29 protein-coding genes are annotated in these 25,493 nt (G+C 72.7%); 15 read left to right on the top strand and 14 right to left on the bottom strand.

Features of this window, described 5'->3' with window-relative positions; all coding sequences use genetic code 11:
- Positions 1-96: 96 nt before the first annotated feature.
- Positions 97-564 carry an SCP2 sterol-binding domain-containing protein gene (locus ABZO31_RS27710; protein WP_406864019.1) on the bottom strand — a complete coding sequence of 156 codons (468 nt, stop codon included), beginning with the start codon at positions 562-564 and terminating at the stop codon, positions 97-99.
- Between the two features lie 178 nt (positions 565-742).
- Here ABZO31_RS27710 and ABZO31_RS27715 point away from each other — a divergent pair, with 178 nt between their 5' ends.
- Entirely contained in the window at positions 743-2,671 is a 1,929-nt protein-coding gene (locus ABZO31_RS27715) for an AMP-dependent synthetase/ligase (RefSeq protein ID WP_406864020.1), read from the top strand.
- Between the two features lie 13 nt (positions 2,672-2,684).
- Here ABZO31_RS27715 and ABZO31_RS27720 read toward each other — a convergent pair whose 3' ends face one another.
- A complete protein-coding gene (locus ABZO31_RS27720) occupies positions 2,685-3,746 on the bottom strand; it encodes an ATP-dependent DNA ligase (protein WP_406864021.1) in 1,062 nt (353 codons plus the stop codon).
- A 63-nt stretch (positions 3,747-3,809) separates the two neighbouring features.
- Between ABZO31_RS27720 and ligD the strand changes: the two genes are divergently transcribed.
- Positions 3,810-4,841, top strand: a complete 1,032-nt coding sequence (gene ligD, locus ABZO31_RS27725) for a non-homologous end-joining DNA ligase (protein ID WP_406864022.1) — start codon at positions 3,810-3,812, stop codon at positions 4,839-4,841.
- Positions 4,842-4,854: 13 nt separating this feature from the next.
- Here the strand turns inward: ligD and ABZO31_RS27730 are convergent, their stop codons facing one another.
- Positions 4,855-5,148, bottom strand: coding sequence for a hypothetical protein (locus tag ABZO31_RS27730; RefSeq protein WP_406864023.1), 294 nt, complete (start codon positions 5,146-5,148; stop codon positions 4,855-4,857).
- 107 nt (positions 5,149-5,255) lie between these two features.
- Positions 5,256-6,113: a hypothetical protein gene (locus tag ABZO31_RS27735; protein ID WP_406864024.1), complete on the bottom strand. Its 858-nt coding sequence runs from the start codon at positions 6,111-6,113 to the stop codon at positions 5,256-5,258.
- A 232-nt stretch (positions 6,114-6,345) separates the two neighbouring features.
- On the opposite strand from ABZO31_RS27735, the gene ABZO31_RS27740 reads away from it, so the two are divergent.
- The gene (locus ABZO31_RS27740; protein ID WP_406864025.1) at positions 6,346-6,621 is read left to right on the top strand and encodes a WhiB family transcriptional regulator; all 276 of its coding nucleotides are present in this window, start codon (positions 6,346-6,348) and stop codon (positions 6,619-6,621) included.
- Between the two features lie 33 nt (positions 6,622-6,654).
- Here ABZO31_RS27740 and ABZO31_RS27745 read toward each other — a convergent pair whose 3' ends face one another.
- From ABZO31_RS27745 to ABZO31_RS27765, 5 genes are all read right to left on the bottom strand, one after another.
- Entirely contained in the window at positions 6,655-7,254 is a 600-nt protein-coding gene (locus ABZO31_RS27745) for a hypothetical protein (RefSeq protein ID WP_406864026.1), read from the bottom strand.
- Positions 7,255-7,264: 10 nt separating this feature from the next.
- Positions 7,265-8,449: a hypothetical protein gene (locus tag ABZO31_RS27750; protein ID WP_406864027.1), complete on the bottom strand. Its 1,185-nt coding sequence runs from the start codon at positions 8,447-8,449 to the stop codon at positions 7,265-7,267.
- The gene (locus ABZO31_RS27755; protein ID WP_406864028.1) at positions 8,442-8,744 is read right to left on the bottom strand and encodes a hypothetical protein; all 303 of its coding nucleotides are present in this window, start codon (positions 8,742-8,744) and stop codon (positions 8,442-8,444) included. The genes ABZO31_RS27750 and ABZO31_RS27755 overlap by 8 nt, the downstream gene beginning before the upstream one ends.
- A 108-nt stretch (positions 8,745-8,852) precedes the next feature.
- Positions 8,853-9,827 carry an acyl-ACP desaturase gene (locus ABZO31_RS27760; RefSeq protein ID WP_406864029.1) on the bottom strand — a complete coding sequence of 325 codons (975 nt, stop codon included), beginning with the start codon at positions 9,825-9,827 and terminating at the stop codon, positions 8,853-8,855.
- Between the two features lie 186 nt (positions 9,828-10,013).
- On the bottom strand, positions 10,014-10,424 hold the full coding sequence (locus tag ABZO31_RS27765; protein ID WP_406864030.1) for an SsgA family sporulation/cell division regulator: 411 nt from the start codon (positions 10,422-10,424) through the stop codon (positions 10,014-10,016).
- Positions 10,425-10,583: 159 nt separating this feature from the next.
- Here ABZO31_RS27765 and ABZO31_RS27770 point away from each other — a divergent pair, with 159 nt between their 5' ends.
- Positions 10,584-11,693, top strand: a complete 1,110-nt coding sequence (locus ABZO31_RS27770) for a WD40/YVTN/BNR-like repeat-containing protein (protein WP_406864031.1) — start codon at positions 10,584-10,586, stop codon at positions 11,691-11,693.
- A 1-nt stretch (position 11,694) separates the two neighbouring features.
- Here the strand turns inward: ABZO31_RS27770 and ABZO31_RS27775 are convergent, their stop codons facing one another.
- On the bottom strand, positions 11,695-11,994 hold the full coding sequence (locus ABZO31_RS27775; protein ID WP_406864032.1) for a YciI family protein: 300 nt from the start codon (positions 11,992-11,994) through the stop codon (positions 11,695-11,697).
- Between the two features lie 79 nt (positions 11,995-12,073).
- Here ABZO31_RS27775 and ABZO31_RS27780 point away from each other — a divergent pair, with 79 nt between their 5' ends.
- From ABZO31_RS27780 to ABZO31_RS27795, 4 genes are all read left to right on the top strand, one after another.
- A complete protein-coding gene (locus ABZO31_RS27780) occupies positions 12,074-12,784 on the top strand; it encodes an endonuclease V (RefSeq protein ID WP_406864033.1) in 711 nt (236 codons plus the stop codon).
- Positions 12,785-12,864: 80 nt separating this feature from the next.
- Complete coding sequence (gene mmpA / locus ABZO31_RS27785) at positions 12,865-13,011, top strand: morphogenic membrane protein MmpA (protein WP_406864034.1); 147 nt, start codon at positions 12,865-12,867, stop codon at positions 13,009-13,011.
- A 22-nt stretch (positions 13,012-13,033) separates the two neighbouring features.
- Positions 13,034-13,417, top strand: a complete 384-nt coding sequence (locus ABZO31_RS27790; protein ID WP_406864035.1) for a VOC family protein — start codon at positions 13,034-13,036, stop codon at positions 13,415-13,417.
- 4 nt (positions 13,418-13,421) lie between these two features.
- The gene (locus ABZO31_RS27795; RefSeq protein WP_406864036.1) at positions 13,422-13,865 is read left to right on the top strand and encodes a cytidine deaminase; all 444 of its coding nucleotides are present in this window, start codon (positions 13,422-13,424) and stop codon (positions 13,863-13,865) included.
- 10 nt (positions 13,866-13,875) lie between these two features.
- Here ABZO31_RS27795 and ABZO31_RS27800 read toward each other — a convergent pair whose 3' ends face one another.
- Both ABZO31_RS27800 and ABZO31_RS27805 read right to left on the bottom strand, forming a co-directional pair.
- On the bottom strand, positions 13,876-15,081 hold the full coding sequence (locus ABZO31_RS27800) for a saccharopine dehydrogenase family protein (RefSeq protein WP_406864037.1): 1,206 nt from the start codon (positions 15,079-15,081) through the stop codon (positions 13,876-13,878).
- A 63-nt stretch (positions 15,082-15,144) separates the two neighbouring features.
- On the bottom strand, positions 15,145-15,666 hold the full coding sequence (locus ABZO31_RS27805; RefSeq protein WP_406864038.1) for a hypothetical protein: 522 nt from the start codon (positions 15,664-15,666) through the stop codon (positions 15,145-15,147).
- 165 nt (positions 15,667-15,831) lie between these two features.
- On the opposite strand from ABZO31_RS27805, the gene ABZO31_RS27810 reads away from it, so the two are divergent.
- The 4 genes from ABZO31_RS27810 to ABZO31_RS27825 are packed head-to-tail and all read left to right on the top strand — an operon-like array spanning position 15,832 to position 21,610.
- Positions 15,832-16,983 (top strand): CaiB/BaiF CoA transferase family protein, encoded by a 1,152-nt coding sequence (locus ABZO31_RS27810; RefSeq protein ID WP_406864039.1) that lies wholly within the window; start codon positions 15,832-15,834, stop codon positions 16,981-16,983.
- A complete protein-coding gene (locus tag ABZO31_RS27815) occupies positions 16,980-18,122 on the top strand; it encodes an acyl-CoA dehydrogenase family protein (protein ID WP_406864040.1) in 1,143 nt (380 codons plus the stop codon). The genes ABZO31_RS27810 and ABZO31_RS27815 overlap by 4 nt, the downstream gene beginning before the upstream one ends.
- A gap of 57 nt (positions 18,123-18,179) precedes the next feature.
- Positions 18,180-19,394 carry an acetyl-CoA C-acetyltransferase gene (locus tag ABZO31_RS27820; RefSeq protein ID WP_406864041.1) on the top strand — a complete coding sequence of 405 codons (1,215 nt, stop codon included), beginning with the start codon at positions 18,180-18,182 and terminating at the stop codon, positions 19,392-19,394.
- A gap of 38 nt (positions 19,395-19,432) precedes the next feature.
- On the top strand, positions 19,433-21,610 hold the full coding sequence (locus ABZO31_RS27825; protein WP_406864042.1) for a 3-hydroxyacyl-CoA dehydrogenase NAD-binding domain-containing protein: 2,178 nt from the start codon (positions 19,433-19,435) through the stop codon (positions 21,608-21,610).
- A 40-nt stretch (positions 21,611-21,650) separates the two neighbouring features.
- Here the strand turns inward: ABZO31_RS27825 and ABZO31_RS27830 are convergent, their stop codons facing one another.
- On the bottom strand, positions 21,651-22,412 hold the full coding sequence (locus ABZO31_RS27830; RefSeq protein WP_406864043.1) for a MerR family transcriptional regulator: 762 nt from the start codon (positions 22,410-22,412) through the stop codon (positions 21,651-21,653).
- A 105-nt stretch (positions 22,413-22,517) separates the two neighbouring features.
- Between ABZO31_RS27830 and ABZO31_RS27835 the strand changes: the two genes are divergently transcribed.
- Together ABZO31_RS27835 and ABZO31_RS27840 are read left to right on the top strand one after the other, a co-directional pair.
- Positions 22,518-23,000, top strand: coding sequence for a macro domain-containing protein (locus ABZO31_RS27835; protein WP_406864044.1), 483 nt, complete (start codon positions 22,518-22,520; stop codon positions 22,998-23,000).
- 81 nt (positions 23,001-23,081) lie between these two features.
- On the top strand, positions 23,082-23,564 hold the full coding sequence (locus ABZO31_RS27840; RefSeq protein WP_406864045.1) for a hypothetical protein: 483 nt from the start codon (positions 23,082-23,084) through the stop codon (positions 23,562-23,564).
- Between the two features lie 93 nt (positions 23,565-23,657).
- Here ABZO31_RS27840 and sph read toward each other — a convergent pair whose 3' ends face one another.
- Complete coding sequence (sph, locus tag ABZO31_RS27845) at positions 23,658-24,647, bottom strand: sphingomyelin phosphodiesterase (RefSeq protein ID WP_406864046.1); 990 nt, start codon at positions 24,645-24,647, stop codon at positions 23,658-23,660.
- A 239-nt stretch (positions 24,648-24,886) separates the two neighbouring features.
- Between sph and ABZO31_RS27850 the strand changes: the two genes are divergently transcribed.
- Positions 24,887-25,375, top strand: coding sequence for a hypothetical protein (locus tag ABZO31_RS27850; protein ID WP_406864047.1), 489 nt, complete (start codon positions 24,887-24,889; stop codon positions 25,373-25,375).
- The last annotated feature ends 118 nt before the right edge of the window (positions 25,376-25,493 follow it).

Below are 25,493 nucleotides of genomic sequence, written 5' to 3' on the forward strand. Positions count from 1 at the left end.
CCGTGAGGGCACGGGCGAAGCCGCCCACCCGGTCGCGCAGATCGCGCTGCTCCTCGGTGAGTCCGAGGGAGAATCCGCTCATGTCCGGTGCGCTCCTCAGGCCTTGGGGATGTCGAAGTAGCGAGTGAGCCCCGAGGCCAGGGCGACATCGCCGGCGATCTTCAGCTTGCGCATCATGAACATGGTCACGGGGTTGGCGTTGCCGGAGACCAGTTTGAGGAAGTCCGCGTCGGCCAGGATCAGGGTGGTCCGCGCCTCGGTCTCGGTGCGGCCCTCGGTGACCTCGCACCGCCCTTCGGAGATCCGGGTCTCGTACACCGCGTCGCTGCTCACGCCGGTGATCTTCCAGCGGATCAGGGCGTCGAGGGTGCCCGCGGCCTCCGGCCTGAACTGCTGCTTCATCCGGCCGAACACCTCGGCGAGCACCCGTTCGCGCAGCGCCTCGTCGGCGGCGAGATCCTTGATCTGCTGCGCCGACAGTCCCTTGACCAGCCGGGCGAACTCGGCGGGGGAGACGGCGGCGAAGTCGAGCGAGGCGAGGTGGGCACCGATGTCGTCTGCCACGGCAATTCCTTACTTCCGAGTAAGCTTACTTGTAAGTAAGGTAAGAGGGCTCGCATCGCCGCGCAAGCCGTCGTGCGCGACCCGTTGAATTTCCCTTACGTATGAGTAAGTTGACTGCTCGGTAAGTCCAGAGGTCCCGGTCACTCCCCGCCCGCACGCCGCGAACAAGGAGCCACCCATGGGCGTACGCAAGGATCTGCGGCAGGCCGCCAGGCACAGTGAGCTCGCCGCCCGCCACCAGGTCGAGCTGATCCGCGAGAACGGCGTGGTGCGCGAGGCGCACAGCGCGCCCCTCGTCCCGCCGCCCGCCGCCGGCGCTCCCGCCGACGTCCCCGACATCCCGTTCGCCAACGCCGCCGAGGCCCCTGACGCCGTCGTCCTGCGTCGCAAACAGGACGGCGTCTGGCGGCCCGTCACCGCCGCCGCGTTCGCCGCCGACGTCAGCGCCGCCGCCAAGGGCCTCGTGGCCTCCGGACTCGAACCCGGCGGCCGCGTCGCCCTCATGGCCCGCACCAGCTACGAGTGGTGCGTCCTCGACTTCGCCGTGTGGGCGGCCGGCGGGCAGACCGTCCCCGTCTACGCCACCTCCTCCGCCGAGCAGATCGCCTGGATCCTGGAGGACTCCGGCGCCCGCCACGCCGTCACCGAGACCGCCGAGAACACCGCCGCCGTCGAGGAGGCCGCCACCGGCCTCCCCGTCGCGGAGAGCGTCACCCTCTGGCAGCTCGACGCCGGCGGACTCCACCAACTCGGCCTGCTCGGCGCGGACATCACCGACGAGGAGCTCACGAAGCGGCGCGCCGCGCTCACCGCCGACTCCATCGCCACCGTCTGCTACACCTCCGGCACCACCGGCCGGCCCAAGGGCTGCGTCCTCACCCACGGCAACCTCCACGCCGAGGCCGCCAACACCGTGGAACTCCTCCACCCGGTCTTCAAGGCGATCACCGGACAGACCGCCTCCACCCTGCTCTTCCTGCCGCTCGCCCACATCCTCGGCCGCACCATCCAGATCGCCTGCCTCATGGCCCGCATCGAGCTCGGCCACTGCCCCAGCATCAAACCCGACGAACTCCGCCCGGAACTGCGGGCGTTCCGGCCCACCTTCGTCGTCGGCGTGCCGTACCTCTTCGAGAAGATCCACGACACAGGCCGGGCCACGGCCGAGAAACTGGGCCGCGGTGCCTCCTTCGCCCGCGCCGACGCCATCGCCGTCCGCTTCGGCGAGGCCGCCCTCGACCGCTTCCTCGGCAAGGGTCCCCGGCCCGGCGTCGGCCTCACCCTCGCCTGGGCCCTGTACGACCTGCTGGTCTTCCGCCGAGTCCGCAAGGAGCTCGGCGGCCGGCTGCGGTACGCCATCAGCGGCGGCTCCCCGCTCGACCGCCGCCTCAGCCTGTTCTTCTACGCCGCCGGCGTCCTCATCTACGAGGGCTACGGCCTCACCGAGACCACCGCCGCCGCCACCGTCACCCCGCCACTGCGGCCCCGCCCCGGCACCGTCGGCCGCCCCGTGCCCGGCACGTCGATACGGATCGCCGACGACGGCGAGGTACTGATCAAGGGCGGCATCGTCTTCCGTGAGTACTGGAACAACCCGGCCGCCACCCAGGAGGTCCTGGGCGACGGCTGGTTCGCCACCGGCGACCTCGGCGCCCTCGACGACGACGGCTATCTCGTCATCACCGGCCGCAAGAAGGACATCATCGTCACCTCCGGCGGCAAGAACGTCTCCCCGGCCGTCCTGGAGGACCGGCTGCGCAGCCGCCCGCCCGTCGGCCAGTGCCTCGTCGTCGGCGACAACCGCAGCTACGTCGCCGCGCTCGTCACCCTCGAACCCGAGGCCATGGAGCACTGGCTCGCCGTACGCAAACGCCCCCGGGACACCCCGCTCACCGCACTCTGCGCCGACCCCGAGCTGATCGCCGACGTCCAGAAGGCCGTCGACTACGCCAACAAGGCCGTCTCCCGCGCCGAGTCGATCCGCCGGTTCCGCGTCGTCCCGGGCGAGTTCAGCGAGGAGAACGGCATGCTCACCCCGTCCCTCAAGGTCAAACGGCACGCCGTCACCACCGCGTACGCGAAGGAGATCGAGGCCCTGTACGAGTGAGGCAGGACCGTCGCTACGGCGCGAACACCTCGGCCAGGTCGTACGACACCGGCTCCTCCAACTGGGTGTACCCGCACGACTCCGGAGTCCGGTCCGGCCGCCACCGCTTGAACTGGGCGGTGTGCCGGAACCGGTCGCCCTCCATGTGGTCGTAGCCGACCTCGCACACCCGCTCCGGCCGCAGTGCCACCCAGGACAGGTCCTTCTTGCCCGACCAGCGGCTCGGCGCCCCCGGCATCCGCGCCCCGGCGTGGGCGGCCTCGTCCGTCCACGCCGCCCACGGATGCCCGTCCGGCGGGTCCATCCGCAGCGGTTCCAGCTCCTCCACCAGCTCCGCCCGCCGCTTCGCCGTGAACGCCGCGCACACGCCGACGTGCTGCAGCCCGCCGGAGTCGTCGTACAGCCCGAGCAGCAGCGAGCCGACCACCGGACCGCTCTTGTGGAAGCGGTAGCCCGCCACCACGACGTCCGCGGTCCGCTCGTGCTTGATCTTGTACATCAGTCGCTCGTCCGGCCGGTACGGCAGGTCCAGCGGCTTGGCGATCACCCCGTCGAGCCCCGCGCCCTCGTACTGCTCGAACCAGCGCGCCGCCAACTCCGGGTCGGTGGTCGCGGGCGCCAGATGGACCGGCGGCTCCACCCCGCGCAGTACGGACTCCAGCGTCGCCCGGCGCTCGCTCAGCGGCGTGTCCAGCAGCGCCTCGTCGCCCAGCGCCAGCAGGTCGAAGGCCACGAACCGGGCCGGGTTCCGCTCCGCGAGCGTGCGCACCCGGGAGTCGGCGGGGTGGATCCGCTCGGTCAGCCGGTCGAAGTCGAGCCGGCCGCCGTGCTCGATGACGATCTCGCCGTCCACCACGACCCGCTCCGGCAGCCGCGCCCGCAGCGCCTCGACGAGTTCGGGGAAGTACCGGGTCAGCGGCTTGCCGGTACGGCTGCCGATGACGACTTCGGCGCCGTCGCGGTGCACGATGGCCCGGAAGCCGTCCCACTTCGCCTCGTACTGCATCCCCGGCGGGATCTTCTTCACGGCCTTCGCCAGCATCGGCTTCACCGGCGGCATCACGGGCAGATCCATGGGGAGATTCTCCGCCATGGTCACGAAATGCGCCGGTTGTCCGCCCGCCCTACGCTGACGGGCATGGCAGCCAAGGCGGCGGGTGCGGTGGAGCTGGAGGTCGGGCAGCGGACGGTACGCGTCTCCAACCCCGACAAGGTGTACTTCCCGGAGCCCGGGTACACGAAGCTCGACATGGTCAGCTACTACCTGGCCGTCGGCGACGGCATCACCCGCGCCCTGCGGAACCGCCCGACCACCCTGGAGCGCTACCCCGACGGGGTGACCGGCGAGTCGTTCTTCCAGAAACGCGCGCCCAAGTACCTGCCCGACTGGATCCCCACCGCGCACATCACCTTCCCCAGCGGGCGGTCCGCCGACGAGATGTGCCCGACGGAGCCGGCCGCCGTGCTCTGGGCGGCGAACCTGGGCGCGGTGACCTTCCACCCCTGGCCGGTACGGCGCGACGACACCGACCACCCGGACGAGCTGCGCATCGACCTCGACCCGCAGCCCGGCACCGACTACGGCGACGCCGTCCACGCCGCCCACGAACTGCGCGCCGTCCTCGACGAGCACGGGCTGCGCGGCTGGCCCAAGACCTCCGGCGGTCGTGGCCTGCACGTCTTCGTGCCGATCGAACCGCGCTGGACCTTCACCCAGGTCCGGCGCGCGGCCATCGCCTGCGGCCGCGAACTGGAACGGCGGATGCCCGACCGGGTCACCATCAAGTGGTGGAAGGAGGAGCGCGGCGAGCGGATCTTCGTGGACTACAACCAGACCGCCCGCGACCGCACCATCGCCTCCGCGTACTCGGTACGGCCCCGGCCGCACGCCCCCGTCTCCGCGCCGCTGCGCTGGGAGGAGATCGACGACGCCGTCCCGCAGGACTTCGACATCCGCACGATGCCGACCCGGTACGCGGAGGTCGGCGACGTCCACGCGGACATGGACGACCATCGCTTCAGTCTGGAGCCGCTGCTCGAACTCGCCCGCAAGGACGAGTCCGAACACGGCCTCGGCGATCTGCCGTACCCGCCGGAGTACCCGAAGATGCCGGGCGAGCCGAAGCGGGTGCAGCCGAGCCGGGCGAGGAAGGAACCGGACGCCGGCTGACGGGTGCCGCGGTTCACCAGCCGATGCGGTTGCGGCCGGAGCCGCACTCGACCCAGCGGATGACCGCGTCCACGGTCGTCGCGTCGAGCACCGACAGGACGTCGATGGCCGAGGTGTCCCCTGCGCGCGGCGGGATCCCGGCGGCGGTGAGCGCGCTGTGCAGGTCCACGCGGCGCTGGTCGGCGGGGGAGAGCGGGTAGGGCAGCCGGGCGTTCGCGTCGGGAGCCGGGAGCAGGTAGTCGTCCAGACCGGCGAACGCGTCGAGGCTGCCGAGACCGAAACCGGTGTCGAAGGTGGTGTGCGTCATGGCCACTCCCTGGTGCTGTTGGTGTCAGAGGAGAGGCCGGAGGACCGGTTCCCGGTTCCGGCTCCCGCCGCACACCACCGGAACGCAGCAATGCTGTGCTTGTCAGCTCAGCGGGTGGTGCTGATGTCGAGGACGTTCCATGCGGTGCGGGGTTCCGCCTGAACGTAGATCCGCGGGCCGCGGGAGACGACCCGGCGTCGGCCGACGGGGCTGCCGTCGGGGCGGGTCAGGCCGCTGGTGATCAGGGGCCGTGCCTCGCCGTCGGTCAACTCGGCCGTCCTGAGCAGGGCACGGTCGAGGAACGCGATCCGGTCACCGTGCACGGCCAGCGCCGTGGCGCCGCGAATCGTGTTCCGGTGAGCCGCGGTGGTCCCGGGGCCGGACCGGACCTCCAGCAGGGCGAACAGGTGGTACGTGCACGCCCAGGCGTCCGTGCCGTGGACGTTGAGGGCGTAGCAGTCGGAGATCTCGCCGTTGGCACGCCAGTCGTACGTCCACAGGGCCTCGCCGTGGACGCTCCAGCGACGCAGACCGGGTGCGCTCAGCGGATCGCCGAAGATCCCCTCGTCGAAGTAGCCGACCCACAGAGCGCCGGACTCGTCGACCAGCAGGTGTTCGATGGCGTCCCCGACCCGGAAGTTCCAGGACTCCCGGCCGAGCGCGTCGAAGACCTGGACCTGCCGCTCCTCGTCGCGGGAGCTGCGCGAGGCGGCCACGACGAACCCGCCGTCCGGCAGGGCGTCGAGCTTCGCGAACCTCGCTCCGACGGAGCTGAGTTCGGTCGTCGTGTGCCGGCCGTCGTCGACCGTCACGACCACGGCGTCGTACGGCTCGTGGCCCTGCGGCTCGCGCTCGGCGAGCAGCCAGTGCGCGCGCCCGAACGCGTCGACGGTGCTGCTCGCGATGTGGTGCCCGTGGTACGCGCGGGGCAGGTGGGCGTACGGGGCAAGTGCGGTGGTCTGCATGGTGCGTTGTCTCCTCGTGAAGGGGCTGCGGCGCGGCGGTTCGTGGCCGGACGGCGGCGCGCGGGGCGAGGAGAGCGGGACGGGGGGCCTAGGCCGCATCGGCCTTTCTGGTCGTCATGGGATTGATCTTCGCCCGGAGGGGGCAGTCTGGGCAAGGCGGCGACGGCGAAGCGCTCGCGCGGCGCGCCGCGTTGATCGAACGTTGACGGCGTGTTTATGACCGCCCGGCAGCATGTCCGCCATGCACACGGACACCATCGAACCCATCACACTGACCGAGGCCGACATGTCGTGGCGCGAGGACGCCCTCTGCGCCCAGGCGGGCCCCGAGTTCTTCTTTCCGGCGCCCGGTTCGTCGACCCGCGAGGCCAAGCTGCTGTGCGGCGCCTGCGAGGGCCGGCTGGCCTGCCTGGAGTACGCGCTGCGCAACGACGAACGCTTCGGCGTCTGGGGCGGTCTCTCCGAGAAGGAGCGGCTGCGGCTGCGCCGCGACCAGGGTCAGGGCTGAACGGGAGCGGGGCGTCACGGGGGCGCCCCGGTCTCACATCAGCTCGTCGAGCCGACTGCCCTGCGACCGCGGGGCGGTCGGCGCGTCCGGATCGGTGAACGCGACGGTCTGGCCGACGGCCAGCAGGATGTCGGTGTACCCCGCGGCCTGTTCGGCCGCCGGCGTGGTGAGGTCCATGAGGACGGCCTCGGGCCCGGCGGGCCGTGCGACGGCCAGCCGCGCCTGGAAGGTCCCGTCGGGGAGCAGGGACGTGACGAGCGCGGCAGGGGTCCCGCACGTCAGGTGTACGAGCGCCCGCTCCCGTACGAGCCCGGCTCCGGCGCCCGCCAGCGCGAGCGCGCAGCGGGCGGCCGCGGCGGCCGGACCGGGCGCGCGGGTGTCGACCTCGGCGACGCTGAGCAACGAGACGCAGAACGTGCCCGCTTCGGAGGGGTGGAGTCCGAACGCGGCGTAGGTGACGCCGTGTTCGGTGAGCGAGCCGAGGAGGCGGCGCAGCGTTGCCGTCCCTGGGGCTTCCGGCGGCTCGGTGGCGTCCTGGAGCAGCGCCGTCGCGGCTGTCAGGCGTTCCTGCCAGTCGTCCAGGTCCTCCAGGTCGACCGGGAAGTAGCCGGGTGGCAGGCGGAACCAGATCACGGTGGGCCTCCTACGGGGCGCGGGTGAAGAGGTCGGCGCCGGTCTTGACGTGGTTGCCCAACTCCGGGACCGCGCGGGCGCCTTCGACCGCGGACGCGGTCCCGCGGGCCGTGGTGTCGTCCTCGTCGGCCACGAGGCCCGTGCCGGAGGCCGCCACGCCGGCGGTGGCCGAGCCGACGTCGATCGCGGTCGCCGCGCCGGGGCGGCCCGTCCGGGCGGCCACCCAGGTCGCGACCGGTGTGCCGCCCTCGGTGAACGAACCCATGGCCGCGCCGGACTCGGACGCGAAGCGGCCCGCGAGGCCCGTCGCCGCGCCGCCCTCGCGGGCCGCGGCCGCCGTCACGGCGGCGCCCTTGGCGACGGCCCCCACGCCCGGCAGGGTGCCGACGGCGTCGCCGGTCAGCGTGGCCGCGGAGGTCCAGAAGCGGGCGTCGCCGGGGCCCGCGGCGAGGCCGGCGCGGAGCTTCGGGTCCCGGCCGTGCAGGAGCAGCGCCCCCACGCTCGCCCCGGCCGCGACGAACAGCAGCGGCACGGCGAGCGGTCCCGCGAACAGTGCGACCAGGCCGAGCGTCGCCGACGTCGCGGCGAGCACGTCGCCCAGGTTGTCGTCCAGCCAGCCCAGGGCCTTGTCCAGCGCGCCCGGCTCCTTCGGGGCCAGCCGGTCCGTGGCGGCGTCGAGTTCCTTCGCGATGCGGGCCGCGGTCGTGCGGTGGGTCTCCTCCAGCTCGCGGGCGAGCGCGCGGGTGCCCGCGAGGGCGGTGCGGGCGCGGTTCACCGCGGTCACGGCGGCCCTCAGGTCGGCCTCGGGCGTCTCCGGGTTGCGGGCGGCCGCCGTCCAGCGGGCCTCCGCGGTGCGGACGGCGCCGGCCTGCAGGCCGGCCCGGGTGTCGTAGCGGCGGGCGGTGGCCTTGAGGCCCACGAGGTCGTCGTGCCAGGCGCCGAGCCGGCCGGCCGCCTTGGTCAGGGAGCGGTGCGCGTTCCTCAGGTACCGGGGCAGGTCGCCGTCGAGCGCGGCGCGGAAGGCGTCGGCCGCCTCGCCGGTCCAGTACGAGCTCTCCGAGAGCAGCCGGTCGACGAGCCGGTGCGCCGTGCCGAGCGAGGTCGCCGAGGCCGTCAGGCGGGCCCGCAGCGCGGCGAGCTCCGCGGGGCTGCCGGGTGTCGGGTCCCAGCCCAGGTGCGGGTAGGTCTCAGCCATGCCGGCCGACCGTACGGAACGCGTCCGCCAACGCCCGGTTCAGCTGGTCGTAGCCCTCGCGGCTGAGCGACACGCCCTCGTGGACGGCGGTGATCCGCGCGCCCAGCAGGTCCGCGCCGTGTTTCCAGCGGTCCTGGAAGCGGTCGCAGGCAGCGTCCAGCTCCGCGGTGCCGAGCTGGTCCGCGCGGGCCTGCTCGAGCGCCCGCCGCGCGGCGGCGAGCGAGGTCAGGGACTCGGTCAGGGCGCGCGAGAAGCGGCCCAACTGGTCGGTGTCCACCCGGAGATCGCGTTCCATGGCGGACCACCCTGGCAGACTGCCGGTGCGAGCGGAGAATCCCGATCACACAGACGAGTGAGGCCGGCCCGTCCGCGTGGTTGACGCGGCCCGGCCGGCCCCGGACGGTCAGCCCGCGGCGCGCGCCGCCATCCGCGCCTTGCGTGCGGCCAGCTTCTCGTCGAACTTCCGCGCCTCGGTGTCCAGGCCGTTCATGTACAGGCCCAGCTCGTCCTGCGCCTTCAGGCCCTCGGGGCCCAGCCCGTCGATCTCCAGCACCTTCAGGAAGCGCAGCACCGGCTGCAGCACGTCGTCGTGGTGGATCCGCATGTTGTAGATCTCGCCGATCGCCATCTGCGCCGCGGCCCGCTCGAAACCGGGCATGCCGTGGCCGGGCATGCGGAAGTGGACGACGACGTCCCGCACGGCCTGCATCGTGAGGTCCGGGGCGATCTCGAAGGCGGCCTTCAGCAGGTTCCGGTAGAAGACCATGTGCAGGTTCTCGTCGGTGGCGATGCGCGCCAGCATCCGGTCGCAGACCGGGTCGCCCGACTGGTGGCCGGTGTTGCGGTGCGAGATGCGGGTGGCCAGCTCCTGGAAGGACACGTACGCCACCGAGTGCAGCATCGAGTGCCGGTTGTCCGACTCGAAGCCCTCGCTCATGTGCGCCATCCGGAACTGCTCCAGCTTGTCCGGGTCGACGGCGCGCGAGGCCAGCAGGTAGTCGCGCATCACGATGCCGTGCCGGCCCTCCTCGGCGGTCCAGCGGTGCACCCAGGTGCCCCAGGCGCCGTCACGGCCGAACAGTGACGCTATTTCGTGGTGGTAGCTGGGCAGGTTGTCCTCGGTGAGCAGGTTGACCACGAGGGCGATCTTGCCGATGTCGGTGACCTTGGACTGGGACGGGTCCCAGGCCTCGCCGTCCTCGAAGAGGCCGGGGAAGTTCCGGCCGTCCGACCACGGGACGTACTCGTGCGGCATCCAGTCCTTGGTGACCTTCAGGTGCCGGTTGAGTTCGGTCTCCACCACCTCCTCCAGCGCGTACAGCAGTCGCGCGTCGGTCCACCCTTCAGAGCTGCCGAGGTGGGGAGAGGTGAGCGTCACGGGGACTCCTGGGGAGGGGAGGCACGCGTCGGGGAGAGCATGCGGGATTACCTACGGGTTCGTAGGTTACGAGACCGTAGGTTAAAGGGCCGATAAGGAGGCGTCCAAGCCCCGCCCCCGGCCTGTCCGATTACGTTCAGTTATGTCCCCTGCTCACCCGCGCACGAAGGAGACGCAGGTCACCTGTTATTCGTCCAGCAGTCGGCTGAGATTCCGGTCCACGTCCAGGTACTGGTACTCCCGGCCCGCCGGTACGAGCAGCTGCGCCCGGTCCAGGAAGCGCCGCACCTCCGAGGTGCGCACGTGCACCACCGCGATGCCCTCCGGCGCGTGGAACTCCACGACCGTGCGGTCGTAGCCGTACGGGCGCACCCGGACGTCCCCGAGCCCGGCCGGACCCTCCACCCCCTGGGTCAGCAGCTCCCGCGAGAACGCCCAGGACACCTCGACGCCCTCCAGCGTGGCCGGCGGCGGGAAGGCCATGCTCACGGCGTACGGGTCCCCGCGGTCGTACCGGAGGGTCGCCGGGACGGACTCCATGCACGGCGCGGACGCGACCAGCCGGGCCTCCAGGGGCTGCTCGATGACAGTGGACATGGCCTGCTCCTCACGCGCGGCACCGGTGGACGTCCCCCCGACACCCGGAAGGACGGGAAATCCGTCCGGGGCGTGCTCCCTACCCCGCGTGAGCTGTGTCACCGGACCCCGTCGAGGCGGTCTGGACGGGGCCTGCCGGGTGCACTAGCTTCCCGCGCCATGACGTCCAAGGGGAACAAGGGGAACAAGAGACGGCTGGTTTCGGTGGGGCTGTGCGCGGCGGTGCTGGCCGCCGTGCTCGCGGTCCCGGCGCAGGCGGGGGAGCCGGGGAACGCCCCGGAAGCCGGACGGCCCGGCTGGCAGCTCACGACGACCGGTACGGACGCGCGCTTCCGCGGCCTCGCCGCGGTGAGCCGGGACACCGCCTGGGCGGCCGGCTCCAAGGGCACCGTGCTGCGGACCACCGACGCCGGCCGGAGCTGGCGGGACGTCTCACCGCCCGGCGCGGCCGAGCTGCAGTTCCGCGACATCGAGGCGTTCGACGCGCGGCGCGCGGTGGTCCTGGCGATCGGCGAGGGCGAGGCGTCCCGGGTCTTCCGCACCGAGGACGGCGGGGCGACCTGGACCGAGTCCTTCCGCAACACCGACCCGCGCGCGTTCTACGACTGCATGACCTTCTTCGACCGCCGGCACGGTCTCGCCATGAGCGACCCGGTCGACGGCCGCTTCCGCATCCTCGCCACCCGCGACGGCGGCCGCTCCTGGCAGGTGCTGCCGGACGCCGGGATGCCCGCCGCGCTGCCCGGCGAGGCCGGCTTCGCCGCGGGCGGCCAGTGCCTGGTCTCCCCCGGGCCCAGGGACGTCTGGCTGGCCACCGGCGGCGCCGCGACCGCGCGGGTGCTGCACTCCGGCGACCGGGGGCTGACCTGGACCGTCGCCGAGTCCGGCCTGCCGGCCGGCGACCCGGCCCGCGGGGTCTTCGCGCTCGCCTTCCGCGACCGCGCCCACGGCCTCGCGGTCGGCGGCGACTACCGGCCCGACCAGGCCTCCCCGCGGGCGGCCGCCGTCACCGGCGACGGCGGCCGGAACTGGCGGGCCGCGACGGCGCCGCCGCCCGCGTACCGCTCCGGCGTGACCTGGCTGCCGCACAGTCGCGCCGCCGCGCTCGCGGTCGGCCCGACCGGCACGGACCTGACGACGGACGGCGGCCGCACCTGGCGGACCGTGGACACCGGCTCGTACGACACCGTCGACTGCACGTCCGACGGCGGCTGCTGGGCCTCCGGGGAGCAGGGCCGGATCGCCCGGCTCGGCCGCGTCGCGGACTGAGTCAGGAGGGGAGCTGCTGCCGGTACGGGGCGAGCTCGGGCGCGGTCTTGGTCGCGACGAACTCCGTGATCCGGTACGCGCACACCCCGCCGGTGCTGAAGGGGTCGGCCGCCGCGATCCTCTCGATCTGCGCGCGGTCGTCCCCGACGGCCAGGATCACGCCGCCGTCGCGCGGGTTCTTGCGGCCCGAGGCGATGAACACCCCGGCGGCGTACTGCGCGTCCAGCCACTCGACGTGCGCGTCCATGAGCGCGTCGGCCTGCGCGACGTCGGCGGTGTAGGTCAATTCCAGAACGAACATGGACCGCAGGCTAACCCGGGGGCCCGACAGGAAACCGGGGGTGTCCGGGGAACGGACCGGCCGTAGGCTGGCGATCATCATGAGGATCATCGAGACGCCCGCCGGCTGGCCCGCCGACGAGACCGCCGCCCGCGCCCTGCAGGACGAACTCCGCGGCCGGGTCGTCCTGGACGAGCCCGGCCCGCCGCCCGGAACCGGCCATGTGACCGGGCTGGACGTGGCGTACGACGACGAGCGGGACCTCGTCGCGGCGGCCGCCGTGGTGCTCGACGCGGCGACCCTGGAGGTCGTCGAGGAGGCCACCGCGGTCGGCCGCGTCTCGTTCCCGTACGTGCCGGGCCTGCTGGCCTTCCGCGAGGTGCCCACCGTCCTCGCCGCCCTGGAGGCGCTCTCCGCCGAGCCCGGACTGCTGGTCTGCGACGGGTACGGGCGCGCCCACCCGCGCCGCTTCGGGCTCGCCAGCCACCTCGGGGTGCTGACCGGGCTGCCGTCGATCGGGGTCGCGAAGAACCCCTTCACCTTCACGTACGAGCAACCCGGCCCGGCCCGGGGCGACTACAGCGAACTCGTGGCGGACGACGACGAGGGCCGCGAGGTGGTCGGCCGCGCGCTGCGCACCAGCGACGGGGTCAAGCCGGTGTTCGTCTCGGCGGGGCACCGGGTCGACCTGGAGACGGCCTGCGCGCACGCCCTGCGGCTGAGCCCGGACTTCCGGATCCCCGAGACGACGCGGCGCGCGGACGCGCTCTGCCGGGCGGCGCTCAAGGAGGCGCTGGGCGACGGTGGGTGAGTACGCGTCACCCGCTGAGTACCCGAGCTGAGTACGCGTACGGATGCCCGTTGTCAGTGGGGCAGGGCAGGGTGATCACCATGACGACGCCCACCCAGGCCGCCACGGCCCCGCTGCGCCGCGCCGAGCGCGCCACGCTGTCCGCCCTCGCCGTCGCCGCGGTGCTTGCGGCCGGCTGGCTCGTGGCGATGATCTACATCGTGGCCGTCTGGGTGACGGCCCTCTGACCGGAACCGGAACGGAGGACGGGTGATCGGCTCCCTGCAGTGCGTGGTGCTCGACTGCGCCGACGTACGTGAACTGGCGGTGTTCTACCGCGGACTGCTCGGCGGCGAGGTCGACCGCCCCGACCCCCGCTGGTCGCTCGACGACGACTGGTCGACGCTGCACCCGCCCGCCGGTCCGGTCCTCGCCTTCCAGCGGGTCGCCGACCACCGGCCGCCGCTCTGGGGCGATCCCGCCCGGCCGCAGCAGTCGCACCTCGACGTGGACGTCGTCGACCCCGACGCCGCCCACGCCGAGGCCCTGGCCCTCGGCGCGACCCTGCTCGAGGACTTCGGCGGCACCCGCTCCTGGCGCGTGTACGCGGACCCGGCGGGACACCCGTTCTGCCTCGTACGACACAGGAGTTGACACGGTGAAGCTCGATCAGGCCCTCGTGGACGCCGCACTCGCGCAGTTGGAACGCCGCTGGCCGGCCGACGAGCCGGGCGGAGCGGCCGCCGTCTACCTCGACGACGGCCGCATCCTCACCAGCGTCGGGCTGGACAACCTCAACGGCAGCGTGACCCTCTGCCACGAGACCGGGGCGATCTGCCAGGCGTTCACGCTCGACGCGCGGATCACGGCCTCCGTGTGCGTCTTCCGGGACCCGGACGACGGGCGGACCATCGTCTTCCCGCCGTGCGGCATCTGCCAGGAACGGCTGGCGCTGTGGGGACCGGACGTGGAGGTCGCGGTCCCCGATCCCGGGGACCGGACGCGCTGGCAGGCCCGTACCCTCGCCGAGGTGAACCCGTACTACTGGGGACGGCAGTTGGTCGACGAGGGCTGGCCCTCGGCGCAGATGCACAGCGAGTGAACGGGGCCGCTCAGCGGGCGTGCGCCACCCGGAAGCGGATGCCCGCCGCGCTCAGCCGCTCGATGAGCGCGTCGCCCATCGCGACCGCCGTCGTCACCTGGCCCGCCGTCTTCGGCAGCGGGTCGATCGCGAGGCAGAGCGCGGCCTCGGCGAGCATCTTCGCCGTCTCGTCGTAGCCCGGGTCGCCGCCCGAGACCTCGGTGAAGACCCGGCGGCCGCCACCCTCGCCGACGAAGCGGACGGTGAACCAACTGCGCGCCCGGCGCTCCTCGCTCGGCCCCTGGCCCGGCTCGTAACGGCCCATCAGCCAGCGCCGCACCGCGGGGAGTTGGGCCGCTGCCACGCCCGTGCCGATCGCGGCGACGCCGCCGAGCGCCATCGGCAGGGTGCGGACCGAGGCGTAGTGGCGGTAGCGGAAGTCCGGGCCGTACCGGTCGAGGGCCGCCGCCGAGCGCGCCACGACCTGCGGGTCCAGGGTGGGCAGCGGCAGCGCCCAGGTGCCGGTCTCGGCGCTGAACCGCGGCCCGCCGAACGGCGCGCGGGCGCGGCGGCCCACGAGGCGCGGCTCGTACAGCCGGCGCTCCTGCGCGGCCCGCAGGATCTGCCGGCCGCGGCCGAACGCGGTGAGCGCGGAGGCGAAGGTGCCGCCGGAGAAGATCGCCCCGGCGCGGACGAAGCCGTCGACGGTCAGCGGAACGCCCTCGGGCAGCTGCTGCACCGTGAAGTACGCGCCCAGGTCGTGCGGGACCGAGTCGAAGCCGCAGGCGTGCACGATCCGGGCCCCGGTCTCGCGGGCCCGCGCGTCGTGCAGCACGTACGTCCGGTCGACGAACTCCGCTTCGCCCGTGAGGTCCAGATAGTCGGTACCGGCCTCCGCGCAGGCGGCCACCAGACCGTCGCCGTACCAGACGTACGGGCCGACCGTCGTGGCCAGCACCCGCGTGGACTCCGCCAGTTCGCGCAGCGAGCCGGCGTCCTCGGCGTCGGCCGTCAGCAGCGGCAGCTCCGCGCAGTGCGGCCACAGGGCGGCCAGCCGCTCGCGCACCGCCTCGAGGCGGACCCGGCTGCGCCCGGCGAGCGCCCAGCGCAGGCCCTCGGGCGCGTGCTCGGCGAGATACCGCGCGGTCAGCTCGCCGACGAACCCCGTCGCCCCGAAGAGCACCACGTCGTGCGCGCGCCCGCCGCGCTCCGCCGCCGTCCCGTCCCCTGTGTCCATCCGGCCCTCGCCTTCCGTGTGACCCGCCCGCGCGGGCGATCGGAGGCGGAGCCTAGCGGTCGGTCAGCGGTAGTCGTCAGGGTGGTCCTGCATCCAGGTGTTGATGCGGTCCCGGGTGCCGGTCAGGTCGCCCTTGTGCTTCTCCAGGTTGGCGGTGGAGGTGTCGCCGCCGAGCTCGGTGCGCAGGTCGGCGATCCACTTGATCGGCTCGGGGAAGTGGCCGGGGCCCTTGGGGTCCGCGTGCATGGCGCGGTCCAGGCCGTCCAGCTCGTCGTGGACCCGGCCGAGGAAGTAGGCGCAGTCCCCGGCGCCCGGGGTGCAGGTGTCGTTCAGGGTGGCCTGGAGGCCGGCGAACGCGTCGCGCACCTTCTCGGGCGCGGGGGACGCGGCCGGCTCGGGCGACGCCGCCGGGCCGGGTGCGGAGCTCGCCGCGTCGGTCGCGGGGCCCGCCTGCGACGGAGCCGCGTGCCCGTCGGGCGTGGGCGTGGCCCTGGGGCCGGAGGGGTCCGCGGCCGAGCACGAGACGAGGAGGGCGAGCAGGGGGGTGACGAGCGCGGCAGCGGTCCGCGGGTGGGATATGCGCATGCGCCGCACCCTATCCGTGATCTTGGTCGGCGACGGCGCGGACGGCCCCGCAGATCACCGCGCAGATTTCTGAGCGCTTGCTCGGCGCAGCCCCTTGTGCGGAGTGGAACACGTTCCTAGCATCACTGGTGTTACATCACTTGTGTCACAAAGCCTGGGGGCCTGATGGCAGCGACAGCGAACGGCGGCGAGGGGCCGCTCTCCGGGGTGCGCGTGGTCGAGCTGGCGGGCATCGGCCCCGGCCCGTTCGCCGCCATGCTCCTCGCCGACCTCGGCGCCGACGTCGTCCGCGTCGACCGTCCCGGCGGCGCCGGGCTCGGGATCGATCCCGCGTACGACATCACCAACCGCAACAAGCGTTCCGTCCTCGTCGACCTCAAGGCCGAGGGCGGCCCCGCCACCGTGCTCGACCTGGTCGAGCGGGCGGACGTGCTGATCGAGGGGTACCGGCCCGGGGTCGCCGAGCGCCTCGGCGTCGGCCCGAAGGAGTGCCTGGCCCGCAATCCGCGGCTCGTCTACGGCCGGATGACCGGCTGGGGACAGGACGGCCCGCTCGCCCCGACCGCCGGCCACGACATCGGGTACATCGCCGTCACCGGCGCGCTCGGCATGATCGGCCCCGACCCGGACGGGCCGCCGACCGTCCCCGCCAACCTCGTCGGCGACTACGCCGGCGGCTCGCTCTACCTGGTCGTCGGCGTCCTCGCCGCACTCACCCACGCCCGCGCCCACGGCACCGGGCAGGTCGTGGACGCCGCCATCGTCGACGGCACGTCCCACCTGACCAGCATGATCCACGGCATGCTCGCCGCCGGCGGCTGGCAGGACCGGCGTGGGGTGAACCTGCTCGACGGCGGCTGCCCCTTCTACGGCACGTACGAGACCGCCGACGGCGGACACATGGCCGTCGGCGCGCTGGAGCCGCAGTTCTACGACGCGTTCGTACGGCTGCTCGGCCTCGACGCCGGCACCGCCTCCGCACGGGACGACGTCGCCCGCTGGGGCGAGCTGAAGGACGCCGTCGCCGCCCGCTTCCGTACCCGGACCCGCGACGAGTGGACCGCCGTCTTCGACGGCAGCGACGCCTGCGTCGCCCCCGTCCTCTCGATGCGCGAGGCCCCCGCGCATCCGCACCTCGCCGCCCGCGGCACCTTCGTGGAGCACTCCGGCCTCACCCAGCCCGCGCCCGCGCCCCGCTTCTCCGCCACCCCCGCCGCCGTGCGCCGCGGCCCTGCCCTGCCCGGCGCGGACACCGCCGCCGTCGCACGCGACTGGAACACGCCGTCCCTCGCCGCTCCCCAGGAGTCCACCGCATGAAGCGTCAGATCCTCGACCCCGACCACGAGGCGTTCCGCGAGACCGTCCGCACCTTCCTGACGAAGGAGGTGCTCCCGCACTACGAGCAGTGGGAGAAGGACGGCATCGTCTCGCGCGAGGTCTGGCGCGCCGCCGGCCGCCAGGGCCTGCTCGGCCTCGCCGTCGACGAGCAGTACGGCGGTGGCGGGAATCCCGACTTCCGGTACAGCGCGGTCCTCGCCGAGGAGTTCACCCGGGCCGGTGTGCCCGGCCTCGCGGTCGGGCTCCACAACGACATCATCGGGCCCTATCTGACGTCGCTGGCCACCGACGAGCAGAAGGCCCGCTGGCTGCCCGGCTTCTGCAGCGGCGAGACGATCACCGCCATCGCCATGACCGAGCCCGGCGCGGGCTCCGACCTCCAGGGCATCCGCACCGGCGCCGAGGACCGCGGCGACCACTGGCTGCTCAACGGCTCCAAGACCTTCATCTCCAACGGCATCCTCGCCGACCTGGTGATCGTGGTCGCGAAGACGACCCCCGAAGGCGGCGCGCACGGACTGTCGCTGCTGGTCGTCGAGCGCGGGATGGAGGGCTTCGAGCGCGGCCGCAACCTCGACAAGATCGGCCAGAAGTCCCAGGACACCGCCGAGCTGTTCTTCCACGACGTCCGCGTCCCCAAGGAGAACCTGCTCGGCGAGCTGAACGGCGCGTTCGTCCACCTGATGACCAACCTCGCCCAGGAGCGCATGGCCATCGCCGTCGCCGCCATCGCCGGCGCCGAGCACCTGCTCGAGGTCACCACCACGTACGTGAAGGAGCGCGAGGCCTTCGGCCGGCCGCTCTCCCGGCTCCAGCACATCCGCTTCGAGATCGCCGAGATGGCCACCGAGTGCGCCGTCACCCGCACCTTCCTCGACCGCTGCATCGAGGACCATGCGAACGGCGAGCTCGACCACGTGCACGCCTCGATGGCCAAATGGTGGGCGACCGAGCTGCAGAAGCGCGTCGCCGACCGCTGCCTCCAGCTGCACGGCGGCTACGGATACATGATGGAGTACCCGGTCGCCCGGGCCTTCACGGACGGCCGTATCCAGACCATCTACGGCGGCACGACCGAGATCATGAAGGAGATCATCGGCCGTTCCCTGCTCGGCTGACCGCCGCGCCCCCGCTCCTCCTCGTCCACCCTCTGAAAGCCTCCCGAAAGGCGTCCCGTGAGCACCGAAGCGTACGTGTACGACGCGATCCGCACCCCGCGCGGCCGCGGCAAGGCCACCGGCTCCCTGCATGGCACCAAGCCGATCGACCTGGTCGTCGGCCTCATCGACGAGCTCCGGGGCCGCTTCCCGGACCTCGACCCGGCGGCGATCGACGACATCGTGCTCGGTGTCGTCGGTCCGGTCGGCGACCAGGGCTCCGACATCGCCCGGATCGCCGCCATCGCGGCGGGTCTGCCGGACACGGTCGCCGGTGTGCAGGAGAACCGCTTCTGTGCCTCCGGCCTCGAAGCGGTGAACATGGCCGCGATGAAGGTCCGCTCCGGCTGGGAGGACCTGGTCCTCGCCGGCGGTGTGGAGTCGATGTCCCGCGTCCCGATGGCGTCCGACGGCGGCGCCTGGTTCGCCGACCCGATGACCAACTTCAACGTCAACTTCGTCCCGCAGGGCATCGGCGCCGACCTCATCGCCACCCTGGAGGGCTTCTCCCGGCGTGACGTCGACGAGTACGCCGCCCTGTCCCAGGAGCGTGCCGCGGCGGCGGTCAAGGACGGGCGCTTCGACCGTTCGATCGTCCCCGTCAGGGACCGGGCCGGCCTCACGGTCCTCGACCACGACGAGTTCATCCGCCCCGGCACGACCGCCGACTCGCTCGCGAAGCTGAAGCCGTCGTTCGCGGACATCGGCGAGCTCGGTGGTTTCGACGCGGTGGCGCTGCAGAAGTACCACTGGGTCGAGAAGATCGACCACGTCCACCACGCGGGCAACTCCTCCGGCATCGTCGACGGCGCCTCTCTCGTCGCGATCGGTTCGAAGGAGGTCGGCGAGCGGTACGGGCTGACCCCGCGCGCCCGGATCGTCGCCGCCGCGGTCTCCGGCTCCGAGCCGACGATCATGCTCACCGGCCCCGCCCCGGCGACCCGCAAGGTCCTCGCCAAGGCGGGGCTGACCATGGACGACATCGACCTGGTCGAGATCAACGAGGCGTTCGCCGGCGTCGTGCTCCGCTTCGTGAAGGACATGGGCATCAGCCTCGACAAGGTCAACGTCAACGGCGGCGCGATCGCGCTCGGCCACCCGCTCGGTGCCACCGGCGCGATGATCCTCGGCACCCTGATCGACGAGCTGGAGCGGCAGGACAAGCGCTACGGCCTCGCCACGCTCTGCGTCGGCGGCGGCATGGGCATCGCCACCATCGTCGAACGCGTCTGACCGTCCGTCCTGTTCGAAACTTCTTCGGAGACTTTCCAATGACCGAGAGCACCACCATCCGCTGGGAGCAGGACGAGACCGGGATCGTCACCCTCGTCCTCGACGACCCCGACCAGTCCGCGAACACCATGAACCAGGCGTTCAAGGACTCCATCGCGGCGATCGCCGACCGCGCCGAGGCCGAGAAGGACTCGATCCGCGGCATCATCTACACCTCCGCGAAGAAGACCTTCTTCGCCGGTGGCGACCTCAAGGACATGGTCAAGGCCGGACCCGAGGACGCCCAGCAGATCTTCGACGCCGGCACCGGCATCAAGCGCTCGCTGCGCCGCATCGAGACGCTCGGCAAGCCGGTCGTCGCGGCGATCAACGGCGCGGCCCTGGGCGGGGGTTACGAGATCGCGCTGGCCTCGCACCACCGTGTCGCGCTCGACGCGCCGGGCTCGAAGATCGGTCTGCCCGAGGTGACCCTGGGCCTGCTGCCGGGCGGTGGCGGCGTCGCCCGCACCGTGCGCCTCATGGGCATCGCCGACGCGCTGCTCAAGGTGCTGCTCCAGGGCACCCAGTACACCCCCAAGCGCGCCCTGGACGACGGGCTCGTCCACGAACTGGCCGCCACGCCCGAGGAGATGCTGGCCAAGGCCCGCGCCTTCATCGACGCGAACCCGGAGTCGAAGCAGCCCTGGGACGTCCCCGGCTACAAGATCCCCGGCGGGACGCCGTCCAACCCGCGGTTCGCCGCCAACCTCCCGGCCTTCCCCGCCAACCTGAAGAAGCAGCTCAACGGCGCCCCGTACCCGGCCCCGCGCAACATCCTCGCCGCGGCCGTCGAGGGCTCCCAGGTCGACTTCGAGACCGCCCTGACCATCGAGTCCCGCTACTTCACCGAGCTGGTCGTCGGCCAGACCGCGAAGAACATGATCCAGGCGTTCTTCTTCGACCTGCAGGCCGTCAACTCCGGCGCCAGCCGCCCCAAGGGCATCGAGCCCCGCAAGGTCCGCAAGGTCGCCGTCCTCGGCGCCGGCATGATGGGCGCCGGCATCGCGTACTCCTGCGCCCGCGCCGGCATCCAGGTCGTCCTCAAGGACGTCACCGCCGAGGCCGCGACCAAGGGCAAGGCGTACTCCGAGAAGCTCTGCGCCAAGGCCGTCTCCCGCGGCCGCACCACCCAGGACAAGGCCGACGCCCTGCTCGCGCTGATCACCCCCACCGCCGACCCGGCGGACGTGGCCGGCTGCGACGCGGTGATCGAGGCGGTCTTCGAGAACCCGGAGCTCAAGCACAAGGTCTTCCAGGAGATCCAGGACGTCGTCGACCCGGACGCGCTGCTCTGCTCCAACACCTCGACGCTGCCGATCACGGCGCTCGCCGAGGGGGTGTCCCGCCCGGCCGACTTCATCGGCCTGCACTTCTTCTCGCCCGTCGACAAGATGCCGCTGGTCGAGATCATCAAGGGCGAGCGCACCGGCGACGAGGCGCTGGCCCGCGCCTTCGACCTGGTCCGCCAGATCAACAAGACCCCGATCGTGGTCAACGACTCGCGCGGCTTCTTCACCTCGCGCGTCATCGGCCAGTTCATGAACGAGGGCGTGGCGATGGTCGGCGAGGGCGCGAACCCGGCGTCCGTCGAGCAGGCGGCCGCGCAGGCCGGCTACCCGGCCAAGGTCCTCTCCCTCCTGGACGACCTGACGCTGACCCTGCCCCGCAAGATCCGCAACGAGAGCCGCAAGGCGATCGAGGAGGCCGGCGGCACCTGGCCGGAGCACCCGGCGGAGGCCGTCATCGACCGCATGGTCGACGAGTTCGGCCGCGAGGGCCGCAGCGGCGGCGCCGGCTTCTACGACTACGACGAGAACGGCAAGCGGACCGGTCTGTGGCCGGGCCTCGCCGAGCACTTCGCCAAGCCGGACGCGGCGGAGCTCCCGTTCGAGGACATGAAGGAGCGGATGCTCTTCTCGGAGGCGCTGGACACCGTCCGCTGCCTGGAGGAGGGCGTCCTCACCTCGGTCGCCGACGCCAACATCGGCTCCATCATGGGCATCGGCTTCCCGGCCTGGACCGGCGGTGTGCTGCAGTACGTCAACGGCTACGAGGGTGGCCTCGCGGGCTTCGTGGCGCGGGCGCACGAGCTGGCCGACACGTACGGCGAGCGCTTCCTGCCGCCGGCGCTGCTGGTGGAGAAGGCCGAGCGCGGCGAGACCTTCACGGACGCGTAAGGAGCGGGACAGGACCGAGGCCCCGCCGCGAGGCGGGGCCTCAGTCCTTCTCGTCCCCGAACGCGGACCGCAGCTCCTCGCGCAGCGATCGCTGGAACGCCGTCACCAGGGCCTGGATCACGATGGGCTGCATGTGCGCGGAGAGGGACTTCATCGCCGCGACGTGGTCGGGGTCGCCCTCCCGCTCGCGGTACGGGTCCCACACCTCCTCGCGGAACAGCCGCGACAGTTCCTGGGCCGCCTGGCGGGCGTGGTCGAGCAGCACCGTGCGGGAGGCGAGCAGCGTCTCGTGCGGGATGGGCACGTCGAGCAGTTCGACGCCGAGCCGCAGCAGCGTGCCGTCGAGGCGGTGCGTCCCGGGTTCCGGGCCGCGTTCCAGGACGCCCATCGCGGCGAGCCGGGCCACGTCCGTGGCGGACAGCGGCCGCCCGGCCCGCCGCTCCAGCTCGGGGTGGTCGACCTCCTCGGCGGACTCCGGCGCCCACGAGGCGACCAGGGCCCGGTGGATCGCCAGGTCCCGGGCGCTGAGGTCCGGCGGCAGCTGCTCCAGATACCGTTCGATCGCGGCCAGCGTCATGCCCCGCTGCTGGAGCTCCTCGATCAGCGCGAGCCGGGACAGGTGCTCGGGCCCGTAGTGCCCGACCCGCCGCGGTCCGATCACCGGCGGCGGCAACAGCCCGCGCGTCCCGTAGAACCGCACGGTCCGCACGGTCACCCCGGCCCGGGCGGCCAGCTCGTCGACCGTGTACGTCGGCGACGAGGGCTGCCCTCCGGTCCCGGTCGCCGTGTTCCCGGTAGCCATCCGAGGTGCCTCGCTCTCCCTGTGCCCTGGTGGAACAGTATTGCTGTCTCAGCGGCGTTGTAAAAGTGTTCGTCCGTTGTCAGTGCCGGTCCGTACGGTGGAGCCATGACGGGGATCACGTACGTGCGGGGGGACGCCAGCGCGCCGCAGGGCAAGGGCGTCAAGATCATCGCGCATGTCTGCAACGACCTGGGCGGCTGGGGCAAGGGCTTCGTCCTGGCGGTCTCGCGGCGCTGGCCGGAGCCCGAGGCGGCGTTCCGGCGTTGGCACCGGGAGCGGTCGGGAAACGACTTCGGCCTGGGCGCGGCGCAGTTCGTGCAGGTGGGGCCGTATCTGTGGGTGGCCAACCTGGTGGGGCAGCGGGGGATGCGGACCGGGCGGAGCACGGGCGTCCCGGTGCGGTACGAAGCGATCGACACGGCCCTCGGCGCGCTCGCCGACAAGGCCGCGGAGCTCGGCGCGTCCGTGCACATGCCGCGGATCGGCTGCGGGCTGGCCGGCGGGAAGTGGTCCCGGGTCGAGCCGCTGATCGAGCAGCGGCTGGTCGCCCGGGGGATACCCGTGACCGTGTACGACTTCGGCGACTGAAGCCCCCGGCGCGGCGCTGTCGGTGGCGGCCGCTAGAGTCACGTGCCTGTTCGAATCCGGGGGCGGGGCACGAGGAGGGGTATGTACGCGCAACTCAAGGAGACCGCGGGGGAGTTGGCCGGTCTTCTGTGGCGGGAGCACACGGTCTACCGGGAACGCGGCGGCGGCGTCGTGATCCGCGGCGAGCACGTCCGCCGCTGGATCAGCCTCGCGCCCACCGGCGGCAAGGACCGCGCCCTGCTCCGGGCGGGGCGCATCCTGGACGGCGGCACGACCGCCCCGGCCCGTTCCGAGGTCGTCATCGACCTCACCGCGCCCACCACGGAGCTGGCGACCGTCTGCCGGCGCCTGCTCGCCGATGTCACCGCCGCCGCCGACGAGCAGCGTCACGTCACCGTGCCGCCGCCGCGCAACGGCCGCGAGCGCCGGCCGAGCGCGCCCCGGGCACCGCGGGCGCCCCGGCCGGCCAGGAGCCGGCACACGGGCTTCGGCTCCTGGGTGGTGCTCCTGTGTACCGCCGGGATCATCGGCCTGTACGTGTACTCCGTGTACGGCCGCTACTGACCGGACCGCCGCTCCTGGCGGAGCGCTCCGCCGCACGGCGAAGGGCCGGGACCCCCGCACGGGTCCCGGCCCTCCTGCGTGCCGCGGCGCCGGTCAGCGACCGGACGCCACGACCGGGTAGTGGTCGGAGAGGTTGCTGTACGTGTACGCCTTGCCCCAGCTGTAGACCGTCCACGGCGTGGTGCTCTCGAGGATCACGTCGTTGGTCCAGCCGGCCGGACGGGCGTGGCCCGCGCGGTGCAGCACGTAGTCGAGGTCCTCGCGCGGGTCCGTCGGGTAGCGGTCCGCGGCGATCGAGTTGTCCCGCGTGTCGAAGGAGTACGGGTGACCGGTGCGGGCGTCCGCGCCGGCCAGGCCCGCGTCGGCGAGCATCGAGGCGTACTCCGGCGTGCGGGAGTCCACGTTCATGTCGCCGGCCACGACGACCTGCTCGTTCGCCGGGATGTTCTTGGCGTCCAGGAACGCGTCCATCGCCTTGAACTGGCGGCTGCGCATCTGCGCCGCCTCGCCCGCCGAGCAGCCCGGGTCGGTGGACTGCGCGTGGGTGCCGACGACGTGCACCTTCGTGCCGTTCACGTCGAGCACCGTGTAGACGAAGCCCTTGTTGGAGTACCAGTCGGCGCCGCAGGCGTCCTTGTAGACGTACTGCTCCTTGCGGACGATCGGCCACTTGCTGAGGATCGTCACACCGCCGTCCTCCGGCGTCGTGGCGGAGTACGCGCCGCTGGTGGCGTCCCAGCCGGTCTTGCTGCGGCCCATGACCGGGGTCTGGTACGGGTACCGGCTCGCGGCCTTGGCCTTCAGGGCGTCCGAGGAGGAGTTGTCGAAGGCCTCCTGGAGCACGACCACGTCGTTGCCCTGGAAGAAGGAGGCGGCCGGGATGGCCGCGGCCCGGTGGTCCTGGCCCCAGTTCGGGTACAGGCTCTTGCTGAACAGGAACGCGTTGTACGTGAGCACCTTCAGGCTCGGCGTCGAGGCGGTCTCGGCGGCCGCGGCGGAGGGCGCGGTGACACCCAGGGTCGCGGCGGCGAGCGCCAGGGACACGGCTGCGCCGGGAACACGGCGGAGCGGGCTGTGCGACACGTGAACTCCCGTGATTGTGGGGGGTTTGGTTCGGCGCGGCACATCAAAGCAGCCGTAGTTACCTTCCGGTAGCCATTGGACGGCGGGAATCTTGCGGACCCGACACGAACACGACAACACTGCACCGGAAGGACTCTCCGGGGCCTCCCTCCGCGCCTTCCCAGGGCCTCTCCAGGGCCTCTCCGGGGCCTCCCCGGGGGCGGGCCGGAGCCCGTCGGGCGAGCGGGTAGGATGCGCGCATGACCCTCGCGCAGAACTCGACGCTCTTCGACATGGACCTCGGTCCGCTCAACCCCGTCACCGCGGAGCTGATCCTCGGTGTCGTGCTGTTCGGCCTGACCTTCCTCCTGCTGGCGAAGGCCGTCCTGCCGAAGATCAGCAAGACCCTCGCCGAGCGTGAGAAGGCCATCGACGGCGGCAACGAGCACGCCGAGGACCTGCGCTCCGAGGCCGCGGACGTCCGCGCCCAGTACGAGGCCGAGCTCGCCGAGGCCCGCCACGAGGCCGCCCGCATCCGCTCCAAGGCCCAGGAGGAGGGCGCGGCCGCCATCGCCGCCGCCCGCGCCGAGGGCGTCGCCGAGCGCGAGGCCATCCTGGCCGCCGGCCACGAGCGCATCGCCGCCGAGCGCGAGACCGCCGAGCGCGAGCTGAACGCCGACGTCGACACCTGGGCCCGCGACCTCGCCGGCCGCATCGTCGGCGAGCCGGTCGGCGCCGACCGCTCCTGACACACCGCCGCACGCGCGACACGCACCGCACCGGGAGGGGGCGGGGGCCACGGGCCCCCGCCCCCTCCCGGCATGTGGCAGCCTGGAGCCCAGGACGTCCCACCGGCCCGGGAAAGCA

It is taken from the genome of Streptomyces solicamelliae (genome assembly GCF_045348655.1).
Lineage (GTDB): Bacteria > Actinomycetota > Actinomycetes > Streptomycetales > Streptomycetaceae > Streptomyces > Streptomyces solicamelliae.

Excerpts from the sequence above, each read along its gene's own strand:
- ABZO31_RS27715 (WP_406864020.1), top strand. The coding sequence starts at position 743 with ATGGGCGTACGCAAGGATCTGCGGCAGGCCGCCAGGCACAGTGAGCTC.
- ABZO31_RS27720 (WP_406864021.1), bottom strand. The coding sequence starts at position 3,746 with ATGGATCTGCCCGTGATGCCGCCGGTGAAGCCGATGCTGGCGAAGGCC.
- ligD (WP_406864022.1), top strand. The coding sequence starts at position 3,810 with ATGGCAGCCAAGGCGGCGGGTGCGGTGGAGCTGGAGGTCGGGCAGCGG.
- ABZO31_RS27730 (WP_406864023.1), bottom strand. The coding sequence starts at position 5,148 with ATGACGCACACCACCTTCGACACCGGTTTCGGTCTCGGCAGCCTCGAC.
- ABZO31_RS27735 (WP_406864024.1), bottom strand. The coding sequence starts at position 6,113 with ATGCAGACCACCGCACTTGCCCCGTACGCCCACCTGCCCCGCGCGTAC.
- ABZO31_RS27740 (WP_406864025.1), top strand. The coding sequence starts at position 6,346 with ATGTCCGCCATGCACACGGACACCATCGAACCCATCACACTGACCGAG.
- ABZO31_RS27750 (WP_406864027.1), bottom strand. The coding sequence starts at position 8,449 with ATGGCTGAGACCTACCCGCACCTGGGCTGGGACCCGACACCCGGCAGC.
- ABZO31_RS27755 (WP_406864028.1), bottom strand. The coding sequence starts at position 8,744 with ATGGAACGCGATCTCCGGGTGGACACCGACCAGTTGGGCCGCTTCTCG.
- ABZO31_RS27765 (WP_406864030.1), bottom strand. The coding sequence starts at position 10,424 with ATGTCCACTGTCATCGAGCAGCCCCTGGAGGCCCGGCTGGTCGCGTCC.
- ABZO31_RS27770 (WP_406864031.1), top strand. The coding sequence starts at position 10,584 with ATGACGTCCAAGGGGAACAAGGGGAACAAGAGACGGCTGGTTTCGGTG.
- ABZO31_RS27775 (WP_406864032.1), bottom strand. The coding sequence starts at position 11,994 with ATGTTCGTTCTGGAATTGACCTACACCGCCGACGTCGCGCAGGCCGAC.
- ABZO31_RS27780 (WP_406864033.1), top strand. The coding sequence starts at position 12,074 with ATGAGGATCATCGAGACGCCCGCCGGCTGGCCCGCCGACGAGACCGCC.
- mmpA (WP_406864034.1), top strand. The coding sequence starts at position 12,865 with ATGACGACGCCCACCCAGGCCGCCACGGCCCCGCTGCGCCGCGCCGAG.
- ABZO31_RS27800 (WP_406864037.1), bottom strand. The coding sequence starts at position 15,081 with ATGGACACAGGGGACGGGACGGCGGCGGAGCGCGGCGGGCGCGCGCAC.
- ABZO31_RS27805 (WP_406864038.1), bottom strand. The coding sequence starts at position 15,666 with ATGCGCATATCCCACCCGCGGACCGCTGCCGCGCTCGTCACCCCCCTG.
- ABZO31_RS27810 (WP_406864039.1), top strand. The coding sequence starts at position 15,832 with ATGGCAGCGACAGCGAACGGCGGCGAGGGGCCGCTCTCCGGGGTGCGC.
- ABZO31_RS27815 (WP_406864040.1), top strand. The coding sequence starts at position 16,980 with ATGAAGCGTCAGATCCTCGACCCCGACCACGAGGCGTTCCGCGAGACC.
- ABZO31_RS27825 (WP_406864042.1), top strand. The coding sequence starts at position 19,433 with ATGACCGAGAGCACCACCATCCGCTGGGAGCAGGACGAGACCGGGATC.
- ABZO31_RS27830 (WP_406864043.1), bottom strand. The coding sequence starts at position 22,412 with ATGGCTACCGGGAACACGGCGACCGGGACCGGAGGGCAGCCCTCGTCG.
- ABZO31_RS27835 (WP_406864044.1), top strand. The coding sequence starts at position 22,518 with ATGACGGGGATCACGTACGTGCGGGGGGACGCCAGCGCGCCGCAGGGC.
- ABZO31_RS27840 (WP_406864045.1), top strand. The coding sequence starts at position 23,082 with ATGTACGCGCAACTCAAGGAGACCGCGGGGGAGTTGGCCGGTCTTCTG.
- ABZO31_RS27850 (WP_406864047.1), top strand. The coding sequence starts at position 24,887 with ATGACCCTCGCGCAGAACTCGACGCTCTTCGACATGGACCTCGGTCCG.